The sequence below is a fragment of the Cylindrospermum sp. FACHB-282 genome (assembly GCF_014697195.1).
In the GTDB taxonomy this organism is placed as follows: Bacteria; Cyanobacteriota; Cyanobacteriia; order Cyanobacteriales; family Nostocaceae; genus Cylindrospermum.
In genome coordinates, this window is sequence record NZ_JACJRJ010000005.1 from 144,599 (window position 1) to 170,043 (window position 25,445).

The window sequence follows — 25,445 nt, forward strand, 5'->3', positions numbered from 1 at the left end:
ACGCCAACCTACTTAACCCAAACTAATTGCCAGCAGCACACTCAACAAAAACTCCCCTATCAATAGGAGAGTTTTATGAAAAGTTTGGTTTGATAGGCAGGCTGAAAATTAGATTCTTAAATACTACAGACCTTGGAAGTACTTATCTAACGCCTCATGTACCAACTCAGTCATGGGACGGTCTTGTTTTTCTGCTGCTTCCTTGATTTGCAAATATACATCTTCCCGCAAACTCACCCGATGGCGTGATTTTGAACCATTGGCGGTTGGGGGTTCGTAGCTGGCGGTAAATTCTCGGATGGCATCAAAGCCGACGCGATCGCAAAAATCACCAAAACTTTCTCTAGATTGACGCGTCTTTTTAAAGAAGACAAAAATCGGCTCTAAAAAGCTTTCTATCTCATCGTGGTGCAGCTTTTCTGTGTAAGCTTGGGCCAAGCGTGTCTGATCTGGTGAACCCCCCAGCCAAACTTGGTAAGATTCTGGCGCACTACCCACAAAACCCAATTCTGCCATGTAGGGACGAGCGCAACCATTGGGGCAACCGGTCATCCTTACCACAAAATGTTGCTTTTGTAAACCCAATTTATCTAACAGGGCGCGAATTCGTTCTAAAATACCTGGTATTGCCCTTTCTGATTCGGTGATTGCCAAGCCGCAAGTGGGCAAAGCTGGGCAGGCCATGGCAAACCTGGTTAAGGGTTCAATTTTACTAGGGTCAGCAACAACACCGCGATTTTCGAGAATTTCTTGAATAGCTTGCTTGTTATCTGGTGTGATGTCGTAAAAAATCAGGTTTTGGCTGGGTGTGAGGCGGATGGGTAAGTTAAATTGCTCGACAATTTCCCGCAAGGCTGTCTTCAGGAGAAACGAACCTTCATCCTTCACCCGACCATTATCGATGGAAATGCCCAAAAACAAATTACCATCGCCTTGTTCATTCCAGCCCAGGTAATCTTGATATTTAAATTTGGGTAGATTTTTAAAAGGTTCGACTGGTTTACCAAAATATTCTTCAACTTGGGCGCGGAACTTATCTACACCCCAATCATTGATTAAATATTTTAATCTGGCGTGACGGCGGTCAGTGCGATCGCCATAATCTCTCTGAGTGGCAACAATCGCCTTGACTAAATCGTAAACATCAGCTTTCGCCACATAGCAAATTGGATCGGCGATTCTGGCAAAGGTTTCTTCTTTTCCGTGTGTCCGTCCTAAGCCACCACCGGCAAAGATATTAAATCCTTGTAGTTCACCCTTCTTATTGGTCATTACCACCAAAGTCAGGTCTTGGGAATACAAATCAACCGAATTATCTCCCGGCACTGTGACGCAAATTTTAAATTTGCGGGGCATATAGTGAGTGCCATAAATTGGTTCTTCGGTGTCATGGATAATAGTGCCAGTACCATTACCCTGCCGCGCTGCCTTCACATCTGGGTGTTCTTCAGCGCTAATGGCTTTTTCTCCATCTAACCAAATTTCGTAATAAGCGCCCGTTTGCGGTGACAGCAAATCAGCGATATTCTGGGCATACTCCCAAGCATATTGGTAGTCTGGACGATTTTTAAAGGGGACTGGTGGCGCCATCACATTGCGGTTGACATCGCCGCAAGCGCCCAAAGTCGAACCCAAGTTTTTAAAGATGGTAGCGATCGCTGTTTTGAGATTCTTCTTTAAAATTCCATGTACCTGAAACCCTTGACGGGTAGTGGCTCGCAAGGTATGGTTGCCATATTCATCAGCCAGCTTGTCTAAGGCCAGATATAGCTGCGGTGGCACGAACCCACCCGGATTTTTTGTCCGCAGCATAAACTGGTAATCTTTCTCCTGTCCTTTTACACGGTTGTCTCGGTTATCTTGCTGGTAAGACCCGTGAAACTTCAGAAGTTGGATCGCATCTTCGCTAAAATGAGTCGTATCCTCAAGGATTTCAGTAGCTACAGGTTCACGTAAAAAATTACTATTTTCCTTGATGCCTTCTACTTTGGAAGGCTTACGGCTGGCAAGGGGGGAAGGGGCAGATTTAACCATTACACTTGATATCTTTTTTCAATAAAGCATCAGTCAAAGCCGATGCAACAAATTAGCTTGCGGCTGGTTCAACACCAGAATTTCGGTCGGAATTATGAAGAATGATCTTAATTTTAACACGGCAAAAGCCGACTTTGTCAGTGATGCAACACTTAACAAAACCAGCATACTCCATTCGGAGAATCCGTAGATATAGGCTGCAAGGTTTAGGTATGTCCTAAAAAGGATACAAGACTAGCTCAACTAGTCTTGTCCTTGTGGGCGGCTATCACTGTTTTTTGTCAACTTTATTTGAAGCGATAGCCGATACCACCATTGATGCTGATAGCAGAAGCGGGGCTATTTTGGTAGGCACGAAGTCCGACTTTGGCGTTAGTGTAGACGAGGAAGTTGTTGGCAACTTCCGATTCCACCCCAGCACCCACCACGACAGCGTCTCTGTTACCCAAGGGAGTTGGTTTGCCATCTTTTTCTACAAAAGAATAACCACCAGTGATAAAGGCGTTAGTTCTATTAGCGATCGGCACGTCGAGGGAAAGTTCTGGGATAATCGCACTTGTCTGATCACTCCAGAGAACGTTACCCCGTACAGAAACTGGTGCATTTCCCAATTTCACCCGACCTGTGAGATTTCCGCCAAAGGTAGCAGCGTCGTTGTTTCGTCCGCCATTGGTAACGCCAGCTGCCACACCAGCACCAATATAACTGGCATCAGTACCATTTTTTGTTTCAGCAGTAGCTTGACCTGCTGATAGAACTAAAGGACTAACTAGTAAGGAAGACAGTGCAGAAACCGTCAAAAAAGACTTGATCAATCGTTTCATAATTTTGGCTAACTTTTGGAAGTTTTACTTTTATATTCCAGGTCGAAACTTGAGTAGAAATGTTCCAGATAATTCTTGGATTTGAGGAAAGGCTTGTTCTGATTAATGCATCCTGCTTAAGAGAACTTCAGTCGTGCTGAGTTGTGAGTAATTTTTACTTCTCTGACTCAGCAAGGGCTACGTCCTGCAATCACTACAGCACTTTTTCCTCAGCACTTTGTGGTGAGCCATCAACTTTAAGTATAAGCTGTTATATTTACACAGTCGATTAACTGCCATTTCCGCAAAAGTTAGCCGCTTTTTTAACTGTCACAAAATTGAGAATTAAAAGTTAGTCGGAATCTGGTGGATCAGATACCCAATTTCATCACTCTTTGGGCAGTTTTGCCAGAAGATGAAACAGTAGGCTGTAGCGGCTATGGCAACAAGCTTTAGAGAAAATCTATAAAGTTAAATTTTGGGATTTTTTATGGAGATTGAATAATGCTAACCGCTGCAAAAACATTGTCTGGTTTGATGGGTTTATGTGTCGGTGATGCGTTGGGTGTACCTGTGGAGTTTACTAGCCGCGCTGATAGAGTGAAATCTCCGGTGACAACGATGCTGGGTTATGGAACTTGGAATCAACCCCCAGGAACTTGGTCTGATGACAGTTCGCTAACGTTTTGCTTGGCAGAAAGTCTTTGTAGAGGGTATTCGTTGGATGCTGTTGCCAATTCTTTCTGGCGCTGGTACAAGGCAGCTTACTGGACTCCTCGCGGTGATCTCTTTGATATCGGCCAAAATACCCATGAAGCAATTATGCGCCTGAAACAAGGAATTCTACCCCATCAGGCAGGGGGTAAGGTGGAAAACAGTAACGGTAATGGTTCTTTGATGCGAATTTTGCCGATGGCTTATTGTCACAGAACCATAACTTTTAGCGAATTGATGGCGCGGGTGCATGATGTTTCGGCGATTACCCATGCCCATGTGCGATGGCGCAAAGCGCCCGCCGGAGGCGATCGCAAATGGCCTGTGGTATTTATATTAGTATTGCTGTGGCCCTACTCAAAGGGGCTGACCTGCAAACAGCTTATATACAAGGCTTACAAGACATTCAAGCAATTTATGCTGACCGTGAATATCTCCTAGAAAAGCCCCACTTTGGCAGAATCTTCAATGGGAAAATTGCCGAATTACCAGTTGAAGAGATTAATTCGGGCGGTTATGTGATTGATACTTTAGAAGCATCCCTGTGGTGCTTGTTAAATAGCTCTTCCTACGTCGAAGCAGTACTGAAAGCTGTCAATTTAGGCGGCGATGCGGATACTACCGCTGCGGTTACTGGTGGGTTAGCAGGAATTTACTACGGCGTGGAAACTATTCCCCCAGAATGGATTAACCAACTTGCTCGCAAACAAGACATTATTAACTTGGCAACTCGTTTTGCAGCAGCTGTTTACAGCTAGTGCTGCTTTTCGCCAGTAAAATCAGTTGTAGGAAAGTTTCAAGCTGATTCAATCATGCTGACCACTACCAAAGCATTGTCTGGTTTGATGGGTGTATGTGTCGGTGATGCCTTGGGTGTGCCTGTGGAGTTCACCAGCCGCCCTGAACGAGTTAAATCTCCGGTGACATCTATGTTGGGTTATGGAACTTGGAATCAACCCCCAGGAACTTGGTCAGATGACAGTTCGCTGACATTTTGTTTAGCAGAAAGTCTTTGTGACGGATTTTCTGTGGATGTTATAGCCAATTCCTTCTGGCGCTGGTACAAAGAAGCTTATTGGACAGCTCATGGCGAAGTTTTTGACATTGGTAACACCACATTTCTCGCAATTGTGAATTGGAAAGAGGGTACTCCAGCCCTGAAAGCAGGTGGTACGAGTGAAAAAAGTAATGGCAATGGTTCTTTGATGCGAATTTTGCCAATGGCTTATTTTCACAAAACTTTAACTTTCAGCGAATTGATGGCGCGGGTGCATGATGTTTCGGCAATTACCCATGGCCACGCGCGATGGCGCAAAGCGCCCGCCGGAGGCGATCACAAATGGCCTGTGGTATTTATATTAGTATTGCTGTGGCCCTACTCAAAGGGGCTGACCTGCAAACAGCTTATATACAAGGCTTACAAGACATTCAAGCAATTTATGCTGACCGTGAATATCTCCTAGAAAAGCCCCACTTTGGCAGAATCTTCAGTGGAAAAATTGCCCAATTACCAGTTGAAGAGATTAATTCGGGCGGTTATGTGATTGATACTTTGGAAGCATCCCTGTGGTGCTTATTAAATAGCTCTTCATATCGTGAAGCGGTGTTAAAAGCTGTCAATTTAGGCGGAGATACAGACACCACTGCTGCTGTTACTGGTGGGTTAGCGGGAATTTATTACGGTGTAGAAAATATTCCCCCAGAATGGATTGACGAAATTGCCCGTAAACAGGACATTATCAATTTGGCAAATCGTTTGGCGACGGCTGTTGATAGCTAAGTAAGTGATTGATAATTCAACCAAGTAGTTAATAAGCAGCTAAAAGAGAATGGGGAATTGGGAAACTACCAATTCCCATACTCGTTTTAGCTAAACCAGAGACAGGGAGTAGACCTGACCATCAATCAATAGTCGCGTGATGCCTTTGGCTTGCAAATGAGTACGAGCCTTGTGCAGCATTTTACTATCGGGAACTTTAATGACGCGATCGCGCTTGGTAGAAAAGCGCTTTGCCACTCGGTGGTTATCAAACACCGGCAGAGTTCTTTGCTGGGTTTCGATGCTGGGAATTTGCCCCAAATCACCAAAATCCTTCAGTGGTCGGGTAATCAATTCCGAGGCCCGGTCAATCACCAAATAACAAGTTTTGGGCAAATGGGCGATGGACAATGGCAAGACCTCAACAGGGGCTTCACCTGGTCTGCGTCTAGCGACTAGGGGTTTTTGCTCCTCTAGGTCTTCTTCGTCAAAATCTTCCTCGTCCTCAAAATCGTCATCGTCTAAATCGTCCAACTCCTCAGACTCGTCTAGCAAGTCTTCGCCCAAAATATGAGCGATCGCCGTCGATTCTAAACGTTCATCCTCTAGTATGGGGCTGGGGATGCTGGCAATTTCCGGCGGCTTTGGCTTGACAATTTCTACATCCTTGAGTATCGGCAGCCTGGGTTTTTCCACCGCTGAGGAGCGTGTTTTCACCCGTCTAATAGCCGGGATTGACTCCATCCCATCTGGATGAGGTTCCTGGGCTTTCACAGGCTCCTGAGCCTCAACTGGCGGCAAATCCAAGGGGAGGCTTTCGCTGCTTGGTAGTTCTGTTTCTAGCTGTGGCTGACTCAATAGCGGTAACTGCTCATAGCTTACCTGCGCTCTGCCTTCAGGGGTTCTGGCGGCACGTTTTAGAGAAACGAGGTATTCGTACTCATCCTCTGGTAAGGTACTTTTGAGCAGACGACTGATTGTCGAGTTACTGACACCATAGCGCTCCGCTAAAGTTGAGGTTGTTTCAGCGGTCTCTCGATATAACTTGAGAATTTCTTGCTTGTCAGAATCTGTTAATTTTCTCACGGTAGACACCAAAATTCTTTGCTAAGTTCGTTTTCGTCCACTGGTACGCCGTTTTCGGTTCAATGATGCGTCGTATTCTAAAACAGCGCCCATGCCAATCAACACTCCACTAAACACCCAAAATACTTCTAGGATCTCTCCACTTTGATAAGTGGGCCCCTGGGCGTATTTCAACCACATATCTGCAATGTAGAGCGAAAATGCTGCGGCTGCAATCATTCGCCAAGAGAGGGAAACTCTTCCTCCCCAAAAAGCTAGCAGCAGAGTGGTGGCAATCATTAACAGAACTACGTCGCTAACTACGTAAAACCAATTCAAGGCAGCCGCTAGCGGCTCTAAGGATGTGGTCTGTTGCTGAGAAATCCACCAGGCTAAAAAACTTGCTAATCCTCCAATAGCTGCCACAATTAACCATTGCCATTTTTCCAGATTAATTCGCCTGGAAGCCACAGCCAAAACCATGCCTGTGCCAAGGAGTATATAAGTCGATACAAAAAATATATCGGCCAGAGACACATCCGGTTCTTCTTTTAAAATTATTTCCGTATAACCGAAAATTATCCCCCCTATAAAATAGGCAATCATACCCAAGCCAATTGAGAGCCATACATTGCGATTGCTGACAATTTGGGGACTCCGCCAGTTCCTCAAGCATAAGACACCCGCACCCAGATATGCTACAGCTTCAAAAATATTCGTCCCCAGCACATACCACTCGGCACGGGCTTCTTGACCATCTGCTCCGGGAATTTTGGCACTAAACAACAAAAAGTATAGCAGTGCTATTACAGCCCAGCCAATGCCAGCCAATATCAGGTTTTGAGTGTTGAGAATGGACTTAGAACGGTACGAATTGTCGTAAGAGTTACTCATAGGACTTAACTAAGTAAATGCACTCTGGCAGTATTTTTGGCGTCAGTGATTGTATTTCCAGCAGTTTATCTACCAAGCAATACACAATCCAACACCAAAAGCAAGTGCCAATGGACGGTTTGTGATCAAACAACTTCCATGCTACTGCCAAAGTTTACTCAGTGGAGATTGATTTAGCCAATCAATAAACAGCGATCGCTCGGCATCTGGCAAATCTAGTAACTTCTCAACCAATTCATTGGCAAAGTTGGTATTGCCAAAATATGACTTGCCAATTCGGTGCAGTTCTTGCAACAGGATAATCACATGAGTTTCTTGCCAACGGGGAAGCTTGGCTATTTGCGACGGTTCGGTAGTTAACAAATATTTAACTACTTCCAGGGAAGATACTTGAGGAAATTGCTTCTGCTGTAAGACATCCCCCACATCTTTCTGAAATAAACCTGCTTGCCGAGTACCTAAAAAATCTTCAATCTCCATATAGACAGCTTGCAGCACCAATATACTAGCTAGAGTCAAAATCTCTGTCTTGCTATGGCTACCTGTGTCATTACCTAGCTGTTCTAAGCGGATTTTTCCCCAGACACTATAACGCTCCGGTTCTTCCAGCAGGACACAGGCTTTACCCCGATTATCAGTTAGTTCTCTCCACAAGGATCTAGCTTCCACCTCTTGACTAGCTTTGAAGACACTAATCAGGCGAAAGGTCTGCCCCTGATAATGGAGGATCGGCACCTGCTGATCCCGTGATGGGTGCTGAATACTAGATATTTCAACATCCTGCCGTTTGAGAATAAACATGGCACTAGCAAATAACTCCTCACAGGGGCTTTCTTGATAAGGGATATATAATGGCATTTGCCAGCATCGCCAAGAGTGTAATTACTTAGCTTGCTGTAGAAACTAATCTGGTAGTTACCAGATACTTCACTAGGATAAGCCACTTAGACAACACCGACTCTAATAGGCAAATAAACCCTTGACATCACAATAATATCTAACCAATACCCCATCTGCGTCGTTTTTAGTGTACATCGACTCGCTGGCATACATGGATCTTTGCCTTACCATTGTGAAGTTTGCTTTTTTGATCTTGCCGATTACCAGCAAGAATAGATATAATCCTGTAGATGGCTCTTTTGTTTGGGAGTCAACATTTCACCTTGGGCGCATAGCTCAGTGGATAGAGCAACGGATTTCTAATCCGTCGGTCGCAGGTTCGAAACCTGCTGCGCCCGTTTTAACTAAATACGAACCCTCAACTCCCTCTAGTAGTGATAAACTACACAGCATTACTGGGGGTTCATCCTAATGCATCACACAAAAGATAAAGGTGATTTAGCGGCTGCTAAAGTGATAGCAGATTTAGTTGAGAAAGAATATTCCGTTTTTGTTCCCGTAGTAACCGAACACGCGCCTTTTGATTTAATTGCCTATAAAGACGGCAAATGTTACAGAATTCAAGCCAAATATAACAGTAATGGCATAGTTAAAAATAAAACCAGTTGGGCAGATAAAAATGGTTCTCATGATAGAAAATATCAACCTGATGATTTTGACTTCTATGCCGTTTACTTGCCAAACTTAGGTAAAGTAGTATATCCATCAATTAAATTTGGTGGTTGCTCTATAAATACTCAACTACCTAATTCACCTACACCTTTTTATTGGTGGCAAGATTTTACAGACTTTACTGAAGAAGCACCAAAGCGAACCTATAAGGAGTTTGGAGTTGATTTAACAACTAGAAAGGTGAATCCAGACGCTAGAATTCACACCAGGAAGGTAGAAAGACCATCGAAGGAAGAACTGGAAAAACTAGTATGGGAAAAACCCACAGCGCAAATCGCTAGAGATTTTGGTGTGTCTGATAAAGCTGTAGAAAAGTGGTGTAAAACTTACGGGGTAGCAAAGCCACCGAGAGGATATTGGGTGAAAAAAGCTCATGGGAAAGTTGAGAAATAGTTTAGATATTGGCTTTCTTGCATCAACTTAACCTATAGAATAATTTGACAATTTAAAAAATATTCATTTGTATAAACTTTTCTCTTTTGGATACATAATCAATTAGTTTAACCCAGTCAATTAGATTGTTTTTCATAAAATTTAGCATAAAACATTGAGTCATTTTATTAACTTTTGCAGCATAGGCTGATTTAAATATTTCATCTCTCTCTTTGGCTTTTTTGTCAATTGGCACAATTATTTCTTGATAAAGATTATCATCATTAGATATGAAATTCCAAAAAGCCTGCCCTGCATATTTGTAATAAATTTTGTCAGAATCTGTATGATTTTTTAAATATGTGGTTTCTCTTCCATACATACATCCATTAACTGCAATAACTTCTCCTGTAAAACCTTCCTGTCGCAAACTTTGTTTAGCGATTTTAAAATTATTTCTCATTGCGGCTATCTGGTCAGAATTACCCCAATTTGTTCCAGATTTAATCCCTACGATATAATAAACAGAATCTCTTTCAAATTCTAAATCGACACTTTTGAACTTAGATTTAAAACCATTATCTAAACTTTGGGATACATAAATAGCAAATCCTTCAAGTAAATTCCCGAAAATAGTTTCTTCTTGCGAAGATAGAAACGCATCAATAATACTTCTTACTAAATCTCCAGCTAATTCGATATTTTTAGCTTTAAACAAGTAGGGATTTTTCCGCTTTAAAACATCTTCTAAACGTAATTTACTTAGGCTGTTAAGCCTGATGTTATAGAAAGGAGTAACAACTTCTTCTGAAAGATAGTTATAGTATCTTTGATAAAGAGCATTATTCATAGTAGTTTCATTTGCGTAGCTTTATGGTTTATAGCATTAACTTGCGATAGCGCTAACTCATAGTAATCTGCTTTGATTTCTATACCAATATATTCTCTGTCTAATTCTGCTGCAACTACACAAGTTGTGCCAGAACCTACAAAAGGGTCGAGTACCAAATCACCTTCTTTAGTAAATAATTTGATGAACCATAACGGAAGTTCTTTGGGGAAAGCAGCACTGTGATTTTTATTATTACATTCGGTTGCTAAATGTACAACATTTGTCGGATAAGCCATTTCCCGTCCTACCCAATTTGAAATGTTTTTACCAAATGGACTACCAACTTTTGAAGCATCTCGTTTTTTATCTGTTTCACTCAAGTTTTTTAGCCGTGATTTAGCCCATTCACCCATGGGAACCATTACAGCTTCTTGATACATATTAAATTTTTTTTGTTTATTAAACTGCAAACATCTCTCCCAAGCATCACGAAAACGATTTGACCATTTACCAGGAAAACAATTTTTTTTATGCCAAATAAATTCTTCTGTCCATAACCAACCTTGTTTTTTCATCTCTAATATAAGTTCTAATACATAAGTATGACGTTCACCATTAAGTACTTTTTCTTTGATGTTTAGTATAAAGGTTCCATCTTCTTTTAAAACTCGATGCAATTCCTGAGATATGGGTAAAAACCACTCCACATATTTATCTGGGTGAATACCACCATAGGTATTTTTTCTGCTATCAGCGTATGGAGGTGAAGTGACGATAAAATCTACACAATTAGAAGGTAAATTTTGCAGAATGTCCAAACAGTTACCAAGGATAATTTTATTCTGCCACTCTTCTATGTTTAAAGCGGATTGATTTTTATCTGACACTGGGGATATTTCTGAGGAAATGCTTAAACTCATTTTTGCAATCAAAATAAAATACTAGAAACTCATCAATATGAATATAATTTATTATCTTACCCAAAACATAGTCAAATCATAGTCAAAAGGACAAGTAAGATACCCAAATCGTAGCCAAATCATAGCCAATTCATAGCCAATTCATAGCCCAAGATGCAAGAAGGGACTCAGTTTTTTAATTTCTGAGTCCCTTGTGAAGGCTGGAAGCCTTGATTTCTCGTTAATTTTCTGTATAATAGAATAAGCCCGTGACGAGGATTGAACTCGTGACCTCACCCTTACCAAGGGTGTGCTCTACCACTGAGCCACACGGGCAAAAAAGGATTTTTTTGTTTTTTAGCTATGAGTTATATGGCTGTGAACTTTACACTCAGCCATTATAACTCACATCTCTAGAAGTGGTGGGCCGGGCTGGATTTGAACCAGCGTAGGCGTAAACCAACGGATTTACAGTCCGTCTCCATTAACCACTCGGACACCGACCCATTTGTGTCACTGTTTTCCCATAATAGCGCTAGTTTTTAGAAATGGCAAGGGGGTGAGAAAAAATAGTGGTACACCTGGCCATCAACCGCCTAACTCAGCAGTTCTCCGGTTTCTTGTAGGGAGTGCAAGCGGTGATAAATGCCCCCTTGGCGCAAAAGTTCAGCGTGGCTACCCACCTCAACAATCTTTCCCTGATCGAGGACGACAATTTTATCGGCTTCCCGGACTGTACTCAGGCGATGGGCGATAATAATTGTGGTGCGAGTTCCTTGAAGCTCGCGCATTGCCAGTTGAATTGAACGCTCAGACTCGTAATCTAGACTAGAAGTAGCTTCGTCAAAAATCAAAACATCAGGTTCCACTAGCAACGCCCTAGCAATTCCTAAGCGCTGTCTTTGTCCTCCCGACAACCTAACGCCGCGTTCCCCCACAACGGTGTAATAACCCTGCGGTAGGTGCTGTACAACTTCATCAACTCTAGCAATCCTACAAGCTTCCTGAACCTGCTCAAAACTAGCGTTTGACTTGCCATAGGTGAGGTTATCCAAGATAGTGCCATTAAAAATGTCTACTTCTTGGTGAACGATCGCTAATCTCCGTCTATACTTACCCACATCTAAGGTGCGAATATCTTGACCATCAATCAAAATTTGACCCTGTTGAGGTTCAAAATAGCGCAACAGTATCTTCACTAAAGTAGACTTCCCAGAACCAGACTTGCCAACTAAGGCTACTGTTTGATATGGCTCAATGAACAAGTTGATATCTTGCAAAACTTGACGGTTAGCTTCATAGCCAAAGCTGACGTGGGAAAATTCCACTTTTCCAGTAAATTTATATGGTGAGTCTGTCTGAAATTCTTCAGCTAGAAGTACATCAGAACCAATTGGAGTTGGTTCTTGCAGTAATTCATGAAAGCGCATCATAGAAGAATAGCGACGGGCAAAAGCTTCTGCTAGATTGCTAATAGGTTGTAATTCTGCATAAGCCATACTAGAAAGAGTTAAAGTCATCACAAAATGACCAAGAGAAATCTTTCCTTTTAATGTTCCTACCAAGGTTAAACTTAGTAGAAAAAGTACGCAAAATTGCACCATAGTACGTTGGTACATGGCGAGGATGACATAACCTTTATGAATGCGATAAGTGACTACTATTAGCTCACGATTTAGGCGTTGATTTTGGCGTTTTAGTTCTTTAGCTTCCGTGGCAAATGCTTTGACTGTTTTGATGTTTGTAACAATTTCAGAAGATCGGCTTTCTGTATCTTCCATATATTTATCTATGCGGTTGTCATGCCAAATCAGCCGTTGTAGCTTTTTCACAGTAAAGCCGAGAATCACTACAAAAGAGATTAGCAATAAAGCGGCAATTCGCCAATCAATAAACCAGATTATCACCACAATTGCTAATACTCGGAAGAGTTTAGGAAACAACTGTCCGGCAAATTCTGGATAACCCCAGGTATGGTTATAAATACCTCTAGCAACTCTCCCGGCAATACGTCCAGAGTTATTTTCGTCATAAAATTCTAGTGGTAGTGTGAGAATTTTTTCTATAGCTTTTTGTCCTTGAATGCGTCGCGCTTTAAAAGCTATATCCCAATGGAACCAAGCAGTTAACCAAGGCTCAGTTGGCGCTCTAAATACAGTAGCTAAGAAAATTAATCCCAGTAATACACCTAAAGAAAGAAGTTGATTAGCTGGATAATTGCTAATGTCGGAAATAGTAGCGATCGCCTGTTGAATTGGCTTGTCTAAAGGTTGATGAGACAAAATATTTAATATCTGCCCGGTTGCATAGGGTACAACCAGATCTATTATTTCGTAAATACTAGATGTAGTAATACTGAAAATACTCAGCCCCCAGTGGGGACGAAAGTAGTTAATAATGTCTCGAAATTTTGCCATGATGCACAATATCCCAGACCGCGAATGTTGGCAGGCAATTTTATATTACATATATACTACGTTGTAGTCAATAGCTAAATAGCTAAATCATGCTTAGGGAATAATTGGCAGTTCTGAGGGAAAAAAGTCCAGGTGATAGCGATAAAGGGCAACGGGTCGAGAAGCTGCGGTAAAATAATCTGGATCTTGAGGAGAAAGGTAAACAGCAGTTACTTGGTCTGCTTCAATTCCTGGGTTGGATGTAGAAAGTTTGTGGTAGGCGGTGGTAGATTCTACAGAATTTAAATAAGGATTTGAACTACCTTTAAATAGTTGTTGAAACACTTCTGTGGTGATAAACTTATTATCTGGTGTTGTTTCTGTAGCGCGGGCGGTGACGATAGAAACTAACTGGCGTTCACCACGCAAAAATGTAATTTGACGATTAGGCGAATCTGGATCTACTTTGACTGATAGCACAGATTGATTACCTAAATAAGCCCGTGCCAAATTCAAGCTATTAAATGCTCTATCAGCTACTAGAATTAGTTTTTTGTGATCTAGCTTAGGGATGATTTTTAAGCCAGAAATAGGTAGTTGCACTTTGACAAATCTGACTAAGAAACTCACAGGCTGATTTAATTGGCGGCGATTTCCTTCAAACCCAGGTGTGAGGATATCTGGTGCTAAAGGTGCAGCCAAATCAACTAAAGTACTTGTAACTTGCCAATAACCAGCCATCCATTCAGGATAAGCCAAATCTCCGATGGCAGGTTGTACTGAAGTTAATTTTTCCCACTGGGGAAAGTTTGCTAATCTTTCAGCTAATTCTCCGGCTTGAGCCTCCCCACTCAAGAGCAGGAATAACACCGTTAAGCAAAAACTCCAAATTACTTTAATAGTAAACATAAGTAGAGCAACGTAAATAATTAAAAGTTTGTAGTGAGGGCTTTAGCCCTCAAATCAATCATGTTAATCCTTTAATCTGAGAATCTTGATCCCAATTACCAATTTATTATTTTTCGTACTGTTCGTAAGCAGCGACAATGCGCTGAACTAGAGGATGACGCACGACATCTTTTTGAGAGAATTCGCAAAAGGCAATGCCTTCAACGTGTTTGAGAATTTGCAAGGCGACTATTAAGCCTGATTGTTGGTGAATTGGCAAATCGGTTTGTGTGATGTCACCGGTAATTACCATGCGGGAACCAAAACCCAAACGAGTCAAAACCATTTTCATTTGAGCGGGTGTGGTATTTTGAGCTTCATCAACAATTACAAAGGCGTTGTTTAAGGTACGTCCCCGCATATAGGCGAGTGGTGCGACTTCAATGACGCCACGTTCTATTAAATTGGGTATTTTTTCTGGATCGATAAATTCATTGATGGCGTCATAAAGTGGGCGAAGATAGGGATCAACTTTTTGCTGCAAGTCTCCGGGCAAAAATCCGAGTTTTTCACCAGCTTCGACGGCAGGACGGGTTAAAATCAGCTTTTCAAATTGATTGCTGAGGAGTGCTTGGACGGCGACGACAACGGCGAGATAAGTCTTGCCAGTACCTGCGGGGCCGATACCAAAGGTGAGATCGCGCTTGCGGATGGCGTCGATGTATTTTCGCTGGACGAAGGTTTTGGCACGGATTTCTTCACCCCGGCGCGTTTTGGCGAGGATCTCTCGCTGTAAATCTTGCAGTTCACCTTGGCGATCGCTATCTAGGGCAAGACGTGCTGTTAAAATATCAGCACTGGAGATGTAATTGCCTTTACTCCAAAGAGTTTCCAGCGATCGCACTAATCGCGCCGCCAAATCAATTTGCTGTTCGCTGCCAGAAATGAGTAGTTCTTGTCCGCGCAGCACTAAGCTGGCTCCTGTTTGCCGAGACAGGATTTTGAGATTTTCTTCCCCATATCCCGCTAGAGCGATCGCACTGGGAACATTAGGCAGCTGAATTGTGTAGGCACCTGCCATAGTATTTCTTAATTCCTGTGGAGCAGTTCTTGATTGTTCTTGATTAAAGTGATATTTTCCCGCCAACTGCGAAAAGGCAATTTTTCTGAGAAAATTTTCTGTACTAATTTATACTATTTTAAACTAGATTTTCTAGGAAAACTAAGTCTCATAAATAAAAGTTTTCTCTAATTTTGGCAGTCTTTTATTTAGCAATAAACTTTACTTGTTTTCAAAAATATGTTAGTAAATTTACTTAAGTTTTTTAAGTTTCTAATATTTTTGGAGAGAGGGTAGAGACACTAGTAATTGCGCCTCTACTTTGTATAGGTTTCAAACCTGGAATTGAAAGATATAGTTGGCGAGAAAAACTTTTTATTTCTTATCCCCACTTTTGATCAAACTTAACTGCTCTCGCGGGGGTGTTCAGAGGAGTTAAGCCCACCGTTCACCCCATCGCCGCCACTGGGGTGGACGGCATAGGGATTCTGGCGGAATTTGTTAAACCTAGCGGGCGCGGGGTTTAGCAATAGGTCTGGGTGGTGCGTTTCCACTTCTTTCTCTCGATTTTGGTGGCGCTATTCGCTCTTCCTGTTCTTCATCAAAAAACATCCCTTCCCGACCTTGGGAAGTGCTGCCGTAGATGTCCAGGTATACTGTTTGTCCAGCAACTTCTGCTGCTGCGGCAATTACTGTGCGAATCGCCTGAATATTGCGTCCTCCCCGACCAAACACTTTTCCTTTATCTGTGCTGTCAAAGGCGATGCGAATCCAAGCCCGTTTGAGGATTTGAGAAATTTCACAATCGACGCTTAAAGACCCTGGAGATTCTAAAAACGGCTCCATAAGAAACCTTACCAGCCCAACGTAGTTTGGGCTAGCTGCTGGAGATTTTGTTTCGACGTTATGATGCGGCTGTTGCACTGACCTGTTCAAAAACATTGGCTTTTACTAGGATGCGACGGACGGTGTCAGTGGGTTGAGCGCCTTGTTGTAGTCGCTTGACGATGCCTGGGATATCCAATCGCACTTCATCGGTTCTGGGGTTGTAGTATCCCAATTCTTCTAGGGGGCGACCATCGCGGCGAGCGAGGTTGTTAATAGCGATAATGCGGTAACTTGCTTCGCGTTTTTTACCGAATCGCTTCAAGCGCAGTTTGATCATGTTGAGAAATCGTTCTCCTGTTGGTAGGTATTGGTTTTGTACTTGACGAGGAAGTGGCTGGGCTGGGGTTGCCTCTGTTCAGGACTTCCGCTGCTGGAATGCTAATTTTAGCACTTGCCTAGCATTAACTGCTATTAGTCCTTTTTCATTTGTTGAGGACTAAAGACTCCCGAAGCCTTTCTTCTTTTTATCTTTCTTTTTCTTTTTCGTGGCGGCGCCGGTATTGTAACCACGCCATCCGGGGGCTGGGGGACGATTACCAGGGGCTGCGAAGGCGTTATTCATGCCACCGCCGAACATTCCTGGCATACCAGGAAAGCCACCTTGACCCATTTGCTGCATGAGCGATCGCATTTTTTGGAAATCTGCCACTAGTTTACTCACATCCGCCTCCCTATAGCCAGCGCCAGAAGCAATTCGCCGCCGCCGACTGGGAGAACTTGAGAGCAAATCAGGGTCACGCCGTTCCTTGGTGGTCATGGAATTAATCATCGCTTCACAGCGTTTTAGCTGGGTTTCTCCCTGTTTGAGTTGGTCATCAGAAAGTTTACCCATCCCCGGAATCATCTTCATGATCCCACCCAGGGAACCCATATTTTTCAACAGGCGCATTTGCTTGAGAAAGTCAGTAAAGTCAAACTTCGCTGACAGGATTTTCTCCTGCATTTGTTCAGCATCTGCCATGTCAATCTCTTCCTGGGCTTTTTCTACCAGGGTCAAGACATCGCCCATACCGAGAATCCGCGACGCCATCCGGTCGGGATAAAACGGTTGCAGTGCTTCGACTTTTTCACCCACACCCACAAACTTAATTGGTGCGCCGGAAATCTGGCGGACTGACAGCGCCGCACCACCACGGCTATCACCATCTAGCTTGGTGAGAATCGCCCCAGTAATCCCAATTTGATCGTGGAAGGTGCGGGTGAGATTTGCCGCCTCTTGACCAGTCATGGAGTCCACCACTAACAGGGTTTCATCGGGTTGGACTGTGGCTTTGATGCGGGCTAATTCCGCCATCATGTCTTCGTCAATTTGCAGGCGTCCGGCAGTATCAATAATTACGGTATTTACACCTTCTGCCCTGGCACGCTCCACACCTTGGCGAGCAATTTCCACTGGGTCAGCATCGCTACCCAATTCAAACACTGGTACGTCAATTTGCTTACCGAGTGTGATTAGCTGGTCGATAGCAGCGGGGCGATATACGTCTGTTGCTACTAATAAGCAGCTACGATTTAATTTACGTAAATGTAAAGCTAATTTAGCGCTAGCTGTGGTTTTCCCAGTACCCTGCAATCCAGCCATCAAAACGACGGTGGTTTGTCCCTCGGTTTCTGCTAGGGGAACATTCTCCTCACCCATCACCTGCACCAGTTCATCGTAAACAATTTTGATGAACTGCTGGTCAGGGCGCACACCAGAGATTACCTCGGCTCCCTGTGCTTTTGCTTCGACTTGGGTAATAAAATCTTTGACTACCTGGAGATTGACATCTGCTTCCAACAAGGCGCGGCGCACTTCCCGCAAAGCGTCTTGGATGTTGGATTGAGAGATTTTGTCCTGTCCCCGCAGTTTTTTCCAGGCGGCTTCTAAACGGTCAGATAGTGCATCAAACATAATGTAATTACAGGTAGTTAGCCAATGGGTTCTTTTGCATCGCCCAGATTAGCGATATCGCAAATTTCCGGTTGAGTTTTGAACGTGCTATTTACCAGCTTAGTAGTTTTCACTGCGTCTGTAGCAAGCGGAGAGCTACATACCCCTCTTTTGTCACTTTTCCTAAATGAAACGATGTTACCCTTGCCATACAAGAGTTTTAGTCTAATGCTAATGCTGTAGGTATGAGTCAAAGCTGGGTAAGGGATATTGAGACTAAGGGTAAGGATGCACCTATTCCTGAAAAGTATACTGCTATAATTAAAGAAGTTTTAAATTTTAGAAAAGCTGTTGAAAATAATTTTATTGAGGTCAAAAAATATGACACAAACTCCATCAGAAAGAATTGTCAGACGTGGGAGAATATTTCCTGAAATTCAATGGACAGAAGAACAAAAAGCTCAAGATAGAGCTAGAAGACAGGCATTTTATGAGCGTTGCTGGGTAATTTTTGAGCGGTTAAAACCAGAAATACTAGATAAATACTATGGTTGGTACATTGCGATTGAACCTGATAGCGGTGATTATTTTATTGATCAGGATAAAGAAGTTGCAAGTAAAATGGCGAGAGAAAAGTATCCTAATGTGATTCATCATATTTTTGGCATTAATGAAACAGGAGTTAGTGGCAGAATATGATTGAGGGAAGATTTGGGGAAAATGGCCAAATTTATTTTGAAATTGATTTAATTGGTGGAGATAATTTCGGTTTTCCTGTAGAAACAATGTTAGATACAGGATTTACTGAATTTTTAGCAATGAATAAACAGGATATAGAAAGTCTAGATTGGACTTTTTTAGGTCAAGATAAATTAAGAACTGCTCAAGGAGAAACTGAATTTGATGTCTATAGTGGTAGGGTAATAATAGATAGTCAAGAGTGGGAAGTTCCTGTATTTGCTGGAGATGAAATACAGGAAATTTTACTGGGGTCTCGATGGTTGAAGTTATTTATTTTAGTTGCTAATTATGGTGAAAATATAGTTAAATTGAGATCGCTAAATCCCCCCACTTGCGATAAACATCCAGCTTATTGACAATACTAAAACTCAAAACTATTGATATTACGTTTAAAAATAAGAACCACTCACCTTTATTGAGAATAAAAAAGGGTAATTTTCCACTACTCAATAACTCCCCTCCTTGTGATAATTGATTTTTGAGAAACCCTTACCCAATAAAGCTTTCAAACCCTAACCACTCAAATCACCTAAAACTTGTACATTATTAGGATGTGGCAAAACGTCTTTGTCTGCGTTAATCAACTAAATTGAAGGTAAGAATCGCCATTTTACAGCAAGATTACACATCTGAATATCGCCATGACTAGCAACACTCTGATTCAGCCCACAGAAATTATCCACCTATCAGGTATTAGTTGGCAAACCTATGAGAACCTACTAACTGAGTTAAGTGCTAGTCGCCGTCTCCGACTCACTTACAATCGAGGTACTCTAGAAATTATGGTTCCTTCACCTGAACACGAAATTAATAAAAAAGTCTTGGGTCGATTTGTCGAGACTCTAGCAGAAGAATTAGAAGTTAATATTCAACCCCTTGGTTCTACTACTTTCAAACGTCCAGAATTAAGTGGTGCAGAACCAGACGAATGTTTTTACCTGAAAAATATCAATCTCATCAAGGGCAAAAAAAGAATTAATTTACAACAAGATCCACCACCAGATTTAGTTGTGGAAGTTGATATTACCAGCAGTTCCAAAAATCGCTTTCAAGTCTATGCTGATATGAGTGTGCCGGAAATTTGGCGATATGATGGTAATGATTTTAGTATTAATATATTACAAAATAACAAATATATATCTGTTGAGCAAAGTTTAGCTTTTCCTAATTTACCGATTCTAGAAATTGCTAATTTTTTAGCCCAGGTTGGAGAGAAAGATTATTTAGAGTTGGTGAGGGAATTTCGCAACTGGGTTCAAGGCCAAATTCGGCAAAATCAATAGACATACCTGTGCAGATAGACTTGAGATACTAACTCAGAGCAATTCTATGTGAGGTGGCGTCAAATAAATTCCGTAGAGACGTTGCATATAAAGCAATACGGTTCAGTTAAGCCTAAAAGCCAGTATTTACGTAGGTTGGGGAGCCACTGCTCGGCTAGAGTTTCGCGACTTAAAGCAAGTGGCGTTTGAGGAACGAAACCCAACATTATCAATAAATTTTTATAGCTGGTTTTCCTCCTGGGCGAGGATCTTTTTCATTTCTTCAGTAGTGCGCTCTCCTATTTGCAGATGTTTTGCTTTTTCCTGTAAAGCTTTCACCTCATCGTTATGAATCTGCTGATCGGCGCAAACTATATGTGTGAGGAGTAAAAAGCTATAGTTGAGTTGCTCGCCGGTTGCTATTCGGTCAGCCATTATTACTTTAGTATAAATTATCATTTAGTCTAAGCAATATACGAAGGCTTTTGAACCGAAAATTTACTTAGTTTTGAGGATTTATCTGATGATTCACCAGTATGCAAGTAGGAATTTTTGCAACTGGTGAATGGGATGAGGATAAATTGAGGATTAAGTTAGCGATCGCAATATCCTAACTAGCTGCTGGTTTTGCACGCTGCTGCTGGTAAAACCGGACAACTTTTTGCACATAATCACCTGTAAAGCCTTTGTCGCAACCTTTATAGCTGCCGGTCATCCACCAACAAGCGGCACCACGCACAGAGGCAATTTCGTTGTTGTTGGTGGCGCGAAACTGGTTGTTTAACTCACGGCGCGTGATGCAAGAGACAACTTGACGCGCGATCGCTGGGTTGTTTTCAAACTGCGTTGGTGTTAGTTCCTTTTTAAGACAAGTTCTTGTCCAGCCTTTGAGAGTTTCCGGTTTAACTTGCCATTCACTGTAATATCCATCGTTGGCTTTTTTAGTTTGTGGTGCAGCCTTTCGCAACGCTTCTACCATCGCTGCAACTTGAGCATCAGAAACCGTTGGCTGTGCTTGAGCTAATAATGGTGACAATCCGAAGCTGACAATAACTCCGCCCAGTAGTAATCCTATGGGGTTTTTGATCATGACTTGGGAATTATTTTTATATACCACGATGAAGCATCCTATGTCTTTACAGTACTAATTAGCAAGGCATGATGGACAGATTTAAGTAGTGCATATTCTTTAACAACCAACTAAATCTTCTATAGTATTGGCATGATTTGGTAGTGCGGCTGTTAAAACTTCGCTACCTGTTTCTGTGACTAAAACATCATCTTCGATGCGGATTCCTCGCACATCAGAAAATTCAGATAAGCGTTCCCAATTCACGACATTTTGATATTTTGAGCGCAGTTGAGGATCATTTAAAATTGCTGGGACTTGGTAAAACCCAGGCTCAATTGTGACTAACATACCTGGACGCAGGGGACGATTTAACCGTAGATAGCCTAAACCAAAGCGATCGCTTCTTTTCCTTCCCTCTTCATACCCAGCTAAATCTCCCAAATCCTCCATATCATGGACATCTAAGCCCAGTAGATGACCAATACCGTGAGGAAAAAATAGGGCGTGGGCATCGATTTCTACTAAATCCTGGGGATTGCCTTGTAAAATGCCTAAATCCACTAAACCTTCAGCTATGACATTGGCAGCTAATAGATGAATTTCTCTATACTCCACACCAGGGTAAATCTTGGCAATGCAAGCATCATGAGCCGCTAGCACCACATTATATATGTCTCTTTGGGTAGAGGAAAATTTGCCAGAAACAGGCCAAGTTCGAGTGATATCAGCAGCCCAACCCATCCCAGTCTCTGCACCGACATCAGCCAGCAGTAAATCACCAGGCTGCAAATAGTGGTGATATTGCTCGTTATGTAAAACTTCGCCGTGAACGGTGACAATACTGTTGTAAGCGGTGGTCATATTATGGGCGATAATGACTCCTTCCATCGCCGCCCGAACTTCCGCTTCCCGTCGGGCGTTGGGTGTAGCAGCCATTCCGGCAATGTGTGCCTCAACACTAACAGCGGCTGCTTTTCGCAATTCAATTAACGCTTCTTCATCGTGGACAAGGCGCAGTGATGCGATCGCTTTCGTTAACTCCAAATCAATTCCTTGGGGCGGATTTTGTGGTAAAACCCATCTATTCAATAGTTGTGATTGCTGTGTCCAGGTAGCAGCATCCTGGACGGCAATTGTGGCTGCATTTTCTACCCACAGTTCTAATTCTGCCATTGGTCGGGCGCCATCCGCCCCCATCTTTTGGGCGATTTCTTCACGGGTTGGCATTTCTCCATGCCAAAGGGCGCTGCCGGGTTGGGGGTCATCGATGAATAGTTCTAGTTTGCCCCCTTCCAGGCGCATGACGGCATTTTGTAGCGGTAAACCAGCGAAGTAGAGGAAATTACTGCTAGCGCGAAATGGAAAGCGATTTGCGGGAAAGTTGCGCGGATTGCTGCTTCCTGACCACAAAATTGCCGGAAAATTAATCAGGCTGGCTAGTTTTTGGCGGCGGTGGCGTAGGGTATCGGCGAGGGAACTAGAGGTATTTTGGATCAGCATATAGTTGTTTGGAGAGGAAAATTTAAACGCAGAGGAACGCGGGGGTTCACGCAAAGGTACGCTGAGTTTATGGGCTAAATGAGGTGAATCTATGGGACAAATTATTATTCAGGTTGATGCTTTCACTAATAAACCATTTGCAGGTAATCCGGCTGCTGTGTGTGTTTTGCCTTTTCCTCAAGATGAGGACTGGTTGCAAAATGTGGCGATGGAAATGAATTTATCGGAGACAGCTTTTTTAGTCAAGCAGGATGATGGTTTTAATTTGCGTTGGTTTACGCCAATGGTGGAAGTACCGCTTTGTGGTCATGCAACTTTAGCTAGTGCTCATGTACTTTGGTCAGAGGGGCATTTATCACCTGATGAAGTGGCGCGGTTCTACACTAAAAGCGGTGTACTGATTGCTAAGTTGCAAGGTGACTGGATTGAGTTAGATTTTCCGGTGAATCACTCGCAAGAAATAGAAGCACCGTCAGAACTTAGCCAAGCTTTGGGTGTGGCTTGTAAATCTGTCTTCCAGAATTCTCTTGGCTATTTGGTAGAGGTGGAGTCTGAAGAATTGGTGCGGGATATGCAGCCTAATTTTCAGATGCTGAAAACGTTACCTGTTGCTGATGTGATTGTTACTAGTTTGACTAATCCTGCTTCAGATTATGATTTTGTTTCCCGTTTCTTTGCGCCAGGTTTAGGGATTAATGAAGATCCGGTGACTGGTGCGGCTCATTGCTGCCTTGCTCCTTTCTGGCGGAGTCGCCTAAACAAGGATCATTTTCTAGCTTATCAAGCATCAAGTCGTGGTGGGGTGGTGAAGGTAAGTTATGGGGGAGATGAACGGGTTTTTCTCTCTGGACAAGCGGTAACAATTATGCATGGGGAATTAATTACAGTCTAAAGCCGGAATTTTGATATCTCGGAAAACAGGCGTCTGGCCTGTACAAGGGTACTTATTTACGGAATCGCAAACTGTGAAAATGTTACTCCTCTTGATTTTTCTCTACTTCACTCAATTTCTCGTGATTTCTTGCTAACTTTCTTTACTCTTACTGTTAATTTGCGTAAATACCATCGTCTTTTTCTTCTTCTTTTTTCCGCCTCTCAATCTCCCTAATTCTTCCCCACTAAATTTTCTAGCCTTTTTCCCTTTTATTACGAATAATTCGACTAAGTAGGTTGGCGTCAATAATTCAAGGTTGGTAGTGAGGGCTTTAGCCCTACTTTGAGGGCTGAAGCCCTCACTACGAGCAAATTTTAATAGTTTTTACTTTGCTTAACATAGTTTGATTTCTTTTCGCCTACTTACTAATGCATAGCTTTTCCGACTTGACTTTATAGTATCAAATAAGCTTTGATACTAATGCGAAATAACTATGCTACTTAGCCAGCTAGAAAGTCAAGCATTCTTCTAGTTGAACTTCAGAACAAAAAATTGTCTTATTATTTTTATCATTGTCAAATGTATAAAAATAATTTTTTATAAAAGTCTGATTTCTCAAAAAAACTCCAGATTTAAAGACCCATGTTATCAAACAGATGGACCCCCAACACCCTAGAATCGTATCGTGAAATCGGTGATCCACAAGCCGATTCCGTCATTGAGAAAATCTTTGGACTGAATGAGTTGGATGCCGTAAATAAACTCCTAAAAGACATTCAAAACAACGATGATCTGGTAGCAGTCGAAATGCCTGACCAGCTCGAAGATTTCCTCAATACCACAGATGACTGGCCTTCATGGGCGGATCGGGAGCAGATCCGGCTCGGACAACAACTGTTCTCGCGTTATGGTATGCAAATGACGATGGCGTTGTTTTGCTGGTCGTTGCCTTCGTGCTACTCTTGCGCCAAGGGAGCGCAGGTACTGAGTGTGACGCACCGGATCACCAAAAGGGTACATCAACGCCTCATCGAAACCGCGCAGTTTGTCCTCGATGTTATGGCCGAGGGTGGGTTGGAGCCAAATGGTCGTGGGGTACGCACGGCTCAAAAGATCCGTCTGCTGCACACCACAATTCGCTACCACATGAGGCAATATCCCCGCTGGCTTGCTGAGTACGGTGTTCCCATTAACCAAGAAGACATGGTTGGTACGATGCTATCCTTTGCACTGTTGCCCCAGGTCTTGACTAAGCTAGGATTGGACTTTACTGCGGAGGAAGAGGCCGGGTTCTTTCACTGTTGGCGTGTCATTGGCTGCATGATGGGAATTGAGGAGGAGATGCTACCCCGTGATGTCGAGGATGGCAAAGCATTGTGGGATGCGATCCTGACCCGTCATGCGGCTCCGTCAGATGCCGGGCGAGAACTGACTGCTGCGCTGGTTGATTATATGAAGGAGCGCGTTCCCGGCAAGATGTTCGATGGTATTGTTCCCACGCTCATCCGCGAGCTCTGCGACGAACGGGTGGTTGAAGCGGTTGGTATCGAACGCGCCGATTGGACTCGGCACTTTTTACGTCCACTGCGCTGGTTTTTTGGAGTCACCGACGAGATGCAGGATCGCTCGAAGCTGGCGGCGCGGATCAGCGGCGCATTCTCACGCAGGCTGATTGAAGGACTGCATTACCTGGAGCGGGAAGGACAAAAGGTGGAATTTACGATTCCCAATAGCTTGCAGGATAGCTGGGGGCTGAACCTCCGTGAGAAATGATTGCATGTTTTTGATACTCCCCACGTCTGAAGCCGGGGGTTAATTAACAATGAGCATTTTCGTGACATACTCCACACACTCCCCTTCGGGTGAGTGTGGGCTTCTCAACGACTCCTCTATGAGGACATTGATTGAGCTTTGAGGGCGTGTGTCCCACGCGCCTTTATGTTAATA

The 25,445-nt window shown here is 42.9% G+C and carries 22 protein-coding genes, 3 tRNA genes and 2 pseudogenes; 9 read left to right on the top strand and 18 right to left on the bottom strand.

What is annotated here, in order from left to right; genetic code table 11:
- Positions 1 to 123 precede the first annotated feature (123 nt).
- Together sir and H6G32_RS04355 are read right to left on the bottom strand one after the other, a co-directional pair.
- On the bottom strand, positions 124 to 2,034 hold the full coding sequence (sir, locus tag H6G32_RS04350) for a sulfite reductase, ferredoxin dependent (protein WP_190455310.1): 1,911 nt from the start codon (positions 2,032 to 2,034) through the stop codon (positions 124 to 126).
- Between the two features lie 287 nt (positions 2,035 to 2,321).
- The gene (locus H6G32_RS04355; RefSeq protein ID WP_190455313.1) at positions 2,322 to 2,858 is read right to left on the bottom strand and encodes a hypothetical protein; all 537 of its coding nucleotides are present in this window, start codon (positions 2,856 to 2,858) and stop codon (positions 2,322 to 2,324) included.
- A gap of 483 nt (positions 2,859 to 3,341) precedes the next feature.
- Here H6G32_RS04355 and H6G32_RS04360 point away from each other — a divergent pair.
- Together H6G32_RS04360 and H6G32_RS04365 are read left to right on the top strand one after the other, a co-directional pair.
- Positions 3,342 to 4,309 (top strand): annotated as a pseudogene (locus H6G32_RS04360) (ADP-ribosylglycohydrolase family protein).
- Between the two features lie 54 nt (positions 4,310 to 4,363).
- Positions 4,364 to 5,331: pseudogene (locus H6G32_RS04365) on the top strand (ADP-ribosylglycohydrolase family protein).
- Positions 5,332 to 5,421: 90 nt separating this feature from the next.
- Here the strand turns inward: H6G32_RS04365 and H6G32_RS04370 are convergent.
- The 3 genes from H6G32_RS04370 to H6G32_RS04380 form a co-directional block, all read right to left on the bottom strand.
- Entirely contained in the window at positions 5,422 to 6,396 is a 975-nt protein-coding gene (locus H6G32_RS04370; protein WP_190455315.1) for a transposase, read from the bottom strand.
- Between the two features lie 21 nt (positions 6,397 to 6,417).
- Entirely contained in the window at positions 6,418 to 7,269 is an 852-nt protein-coding gene (locus tag H6G32_RS04375) for a hypothetical protein (RefSeq protein WP_190455317.1), read from the bottom strand.
- A 141-nt stretch (positions 7,270 to 7,410) separates the two neighbouring features.
- Positions 7,411 to 8,070 (bottom strand): Npun_F0813 family protein, encoded by a 660-nt coding sequence (locus tag H6G32_RS04380; RefSeq protein WP_190455384.1) that lies wholly within the window; start codon positions 8,068 to 8,070, stop codon positions 7,411 to 7,413.
- A 364-nt stretch (positions 8,071 to 8,434) separates the two neighbouring features.
- Between H6G32_RS04380 and H6G32_RS04385 the strand changes: the two genes are divergently transcribed.
- Both H6G32_RS04385 and H6G32_RS04390 read left to right on the top strand, forming a co-directional pair.
- Positions 8,435 to 8,507 (top strand) — tRNA-Arg (locus H6G32_RS04385).
- Positions 8,508 to 8,580: 73 nt separating this feature from the next.
- Positions 8,581 to 9,234: a group I intron-associated PD-(D/E)XK endonuclease gene (locus H6G32_RS04390; RefSeq protein ID WP_190455319.1), complete on the top strand. Its 654-nt coding sequence runs from the start codon at positions 8,581 to 8,583 to the stop codon at positions 9,232 to 9,234.
- 52 nt (positions 9,235 to 9,286) lie between these two features.
- On the opposite strand, the gene H6G32_RS26640 is transcribed toward H6G32_RS04390, so the two are convergent.
- From H6G32_RS26640 to ffh, 10 genes are all read right to left on the bottom strand, one after another.
- Positions 9,287 to 10,063, bottom strand: coding sequence for a PmeII family type II restriction endonuclease (locus tag H6G32_RS26640; RefSeq protein WP_190455320.1), 777 nt, complete (start codon positions 10,061 to 10,063; stop codon positions 9,287 to 9,289).
- The gene (locus H6G32_RS26645) at positions 10,060 to 10,932 is read right to left on the bottom strand and encodes a DNA-methyltransferase (protein ID WP_309232559.1); all 873 of its coding nucleotides are present in this window, start codon (positions 10,930 to 10,932) and stop codon (positions 10,060 to 10,062) included. Before H6G32_RS26645 ends, H6G32_RS26640 begins: the two co-directional genes overlap by 4 nt.
- Positions 10,933 to 11,208: 276 nt before the next feature.
- Positions 11,209 to 11,280 (bottom strand) — tRNA-Thr (locus H6G32_RS04405).
- Between the two features lie 84 nt (positions 11,281 to 11,364).
- Positions 11,365 to 11,450 (bottom strand) — tRNA-Tyr (locus H6G32_RS04410).
- A 90-nt stretch (positions 11,451 to 11,540) separates the two neighbouring features.
- Entirely contained in the window at positions 11,541 to 13,361 is a 1,821-nt protein-coding gene (locus H6G32_RS04415; RefSeq protein WP_190455324.1) for an ABC transporter ATP-binding protein, read from the bottom strand.
- A gap of 93 nt (positions 13,362 to 13,454) precedes the next feature.
- Positions 13,455 to 14,249 (bottom strand): DUF6816 family protein, encoded by a 795-nt coding sequence (locus H6G32_RS04420; RefSeq protein ID WP_190455326.1) that lies wholly within the window; start codon positions 14,247 to 14,249, stop codon positions 13,455 to 13,457.
- Between the two features lie 106 nt (positions 14,250 to 14,355).
- Entirely contained in the window at positions 14,356 to 15,309 is a 954-nt protein-coding gene (locus H6G32_RS04425; RefSeq protein ID WP_190455328.1) for a PhoH family protein, read from the bottom strand.
- A gap of 486 nt (positions 15,310 to 15,795) precedes the next feature.
- Positions 15,796 to 16,230 carry a KH domain-containing protein gene (locus H6G32_RS04430; protein ID WP_190455329.1) on the bottom strand — a complete coding sequence of 145 codons (435 nt, stop codon included), beginning with the start codon at positions 16,228 to 16,230 and terminating at the stop codon, positions 15,796 to 15,798.
- Positions 16,193 to 16,453: a 30S ribosomal protein S16 gene (gene rpsP, locus H6G32_RS04435; RefSeq protein ID WP_190455331.1), complete on the bottom strand. Its 261-nt coding sequence runs from the start codon at positions 16,451 to 16,453 to the stop codon at positions 16,193 to 16,195. Before rpsP ends, H6G32_RS04430 begins: the two co-directional genes overlap by 38 nt.
- Positions 16,454 to 16,612: 159 nt before the next feature.
- Positions 16,613 to 18,070 carry a signal recognition particle protein gene (gene ffh, locus H6G32_RS04440; RefSeq protein ID WP_190455334.1) on the bottom strand — a complete coding sequence of 486 codons (1,458 nt, stop codon included), beginning with the start codon at positions 18,068 to 18,070 and terminating at the stop codon, positions 16,613 to 16,615.
- A 360-nt stretch (positions 18,071 to 18,430) separates the two neighbouring features.
- Between ffh and H6G32_RS04445 the strand changes: the two genes are divergently transcribed.
- The 3 genes from H6G32_RS04445 (at position 18,431) to H6G32_RS04455 (ending at position 20,073) form a co-directional block, all read left to right on the top strand.
- The gene (locus H6G32_RS04445) at positions 18,431 to 18,748 is read left to right on the top strand and encodes a hypothetical protein (RefSeq protein ID WP_190455337.1); all 318 of its coding nucleotides are present in this window, start codon (positions 18,431 to 18,433) and stop codon (positions 18,746 to 18,748) included.
- On the top strand, positions 18,745 to 19,146 hold the full coding sequence (locus H6G32_RS04450; protein WP_190455339.1) for an aspartyl protease: 402 nt from the start codon (positions 18,745 to 18,747) through the stop codon (positions 19,144 to 19,146). Before H6G32_RS04445 ends, H6G32_RS04450 begins: the two co-directional genes overlap by 4 nt.
- 285 nt (positions 19,147 to 19,431) lie before the next feature.
- On the top strand, positions 19,432 to 20,073 hold the full coding sequence (locus H6G32_RS04455; RefSeq protein ID WP_190455342.1) for a Uma2 family endonuclease: 642 nt from the start codon (positions 19,432 to 19,434) through the stop codon (positions 20,071 to 20,073).
- Positions 20,074 to 20,292: 219 nt separating this feature from the next.
- Here H6G32_RS04455 and H6G32_RS04460 read toward each other — a convergent pair whose 3' ends face one another.
- From H6G32_RS04460 to H6G32_RS04470, 3 genes are all read right to left on the bottom strand, one after another.
- Entirely contained in the window at positions 20,293 to 20,487 is a 195-nt protein-coding gene (locus tag H6G32_RS04460) for a hypothetical protein (protein WP_190455345.1), read from the bottom strand.
- A 175-nt stretch (positions 20,488 to 20,662) separates the two neighbouring features.
- Positions 20,663 to 21,142, bottom strand: a complete 480-nt coding sequence (locus H6G32_RS04465; protein WP_190455385.1) for a hypothetical protein — start codon at positions 21,140 to 21,142, stop codon at positions 20,663 to 20,665.
- A gap of 99 nt (positions 21,143 to 21,241) precedes the next feature.
- The gene (locus tag H6G32_RS04470) at positions 21,242 to 22,624 is read right to left on the bottom strand and encodes an aminopeptidase P family protein (RefSeq protein WP_190455348.1); all 1,383 of its coding nucleotides are present in this window, start codon (positions 22,622 to 22,624) and stop codon (positions 21,242 to 21,244) included.
- Between the two features lie 91 nt (positions 22,625 to 22,715).
- Here H6G32_RS04470 and H6G32_RS04475 point away from each other — a divergent pair, with 91 nt between their 5' ends.
- Positions 22,716 to 23,516 carry a PhzF family phenazine biosynthesis protein gene (locus H6G32_RS04475; RefSeq protein ID WP_190455351.1) on the top strand — a complete coding sequence of 267 codons (801 nt, stop codon included), beginning with the start codon at positions 22,716 to 22,718 and terminating at the stop codon, positions 23,514 to 23,516.
- 624 nt (positions 23,517 to 24,140) lie between these two features.
- On the top strand, positions 24,141 to 25,271 hold the full coding sequence (locus H6G32_RS04480; RefSeq protein ID WP_190455354.1) for an oxygenase MpaB family protein: 1,131 nt from the start codon (positions 24,141 to 24,143) through the stop codon (positions 25,269 to 25,271).
- Positions 25,272 to 25,445: the final 174 nt, after the last annotated feature.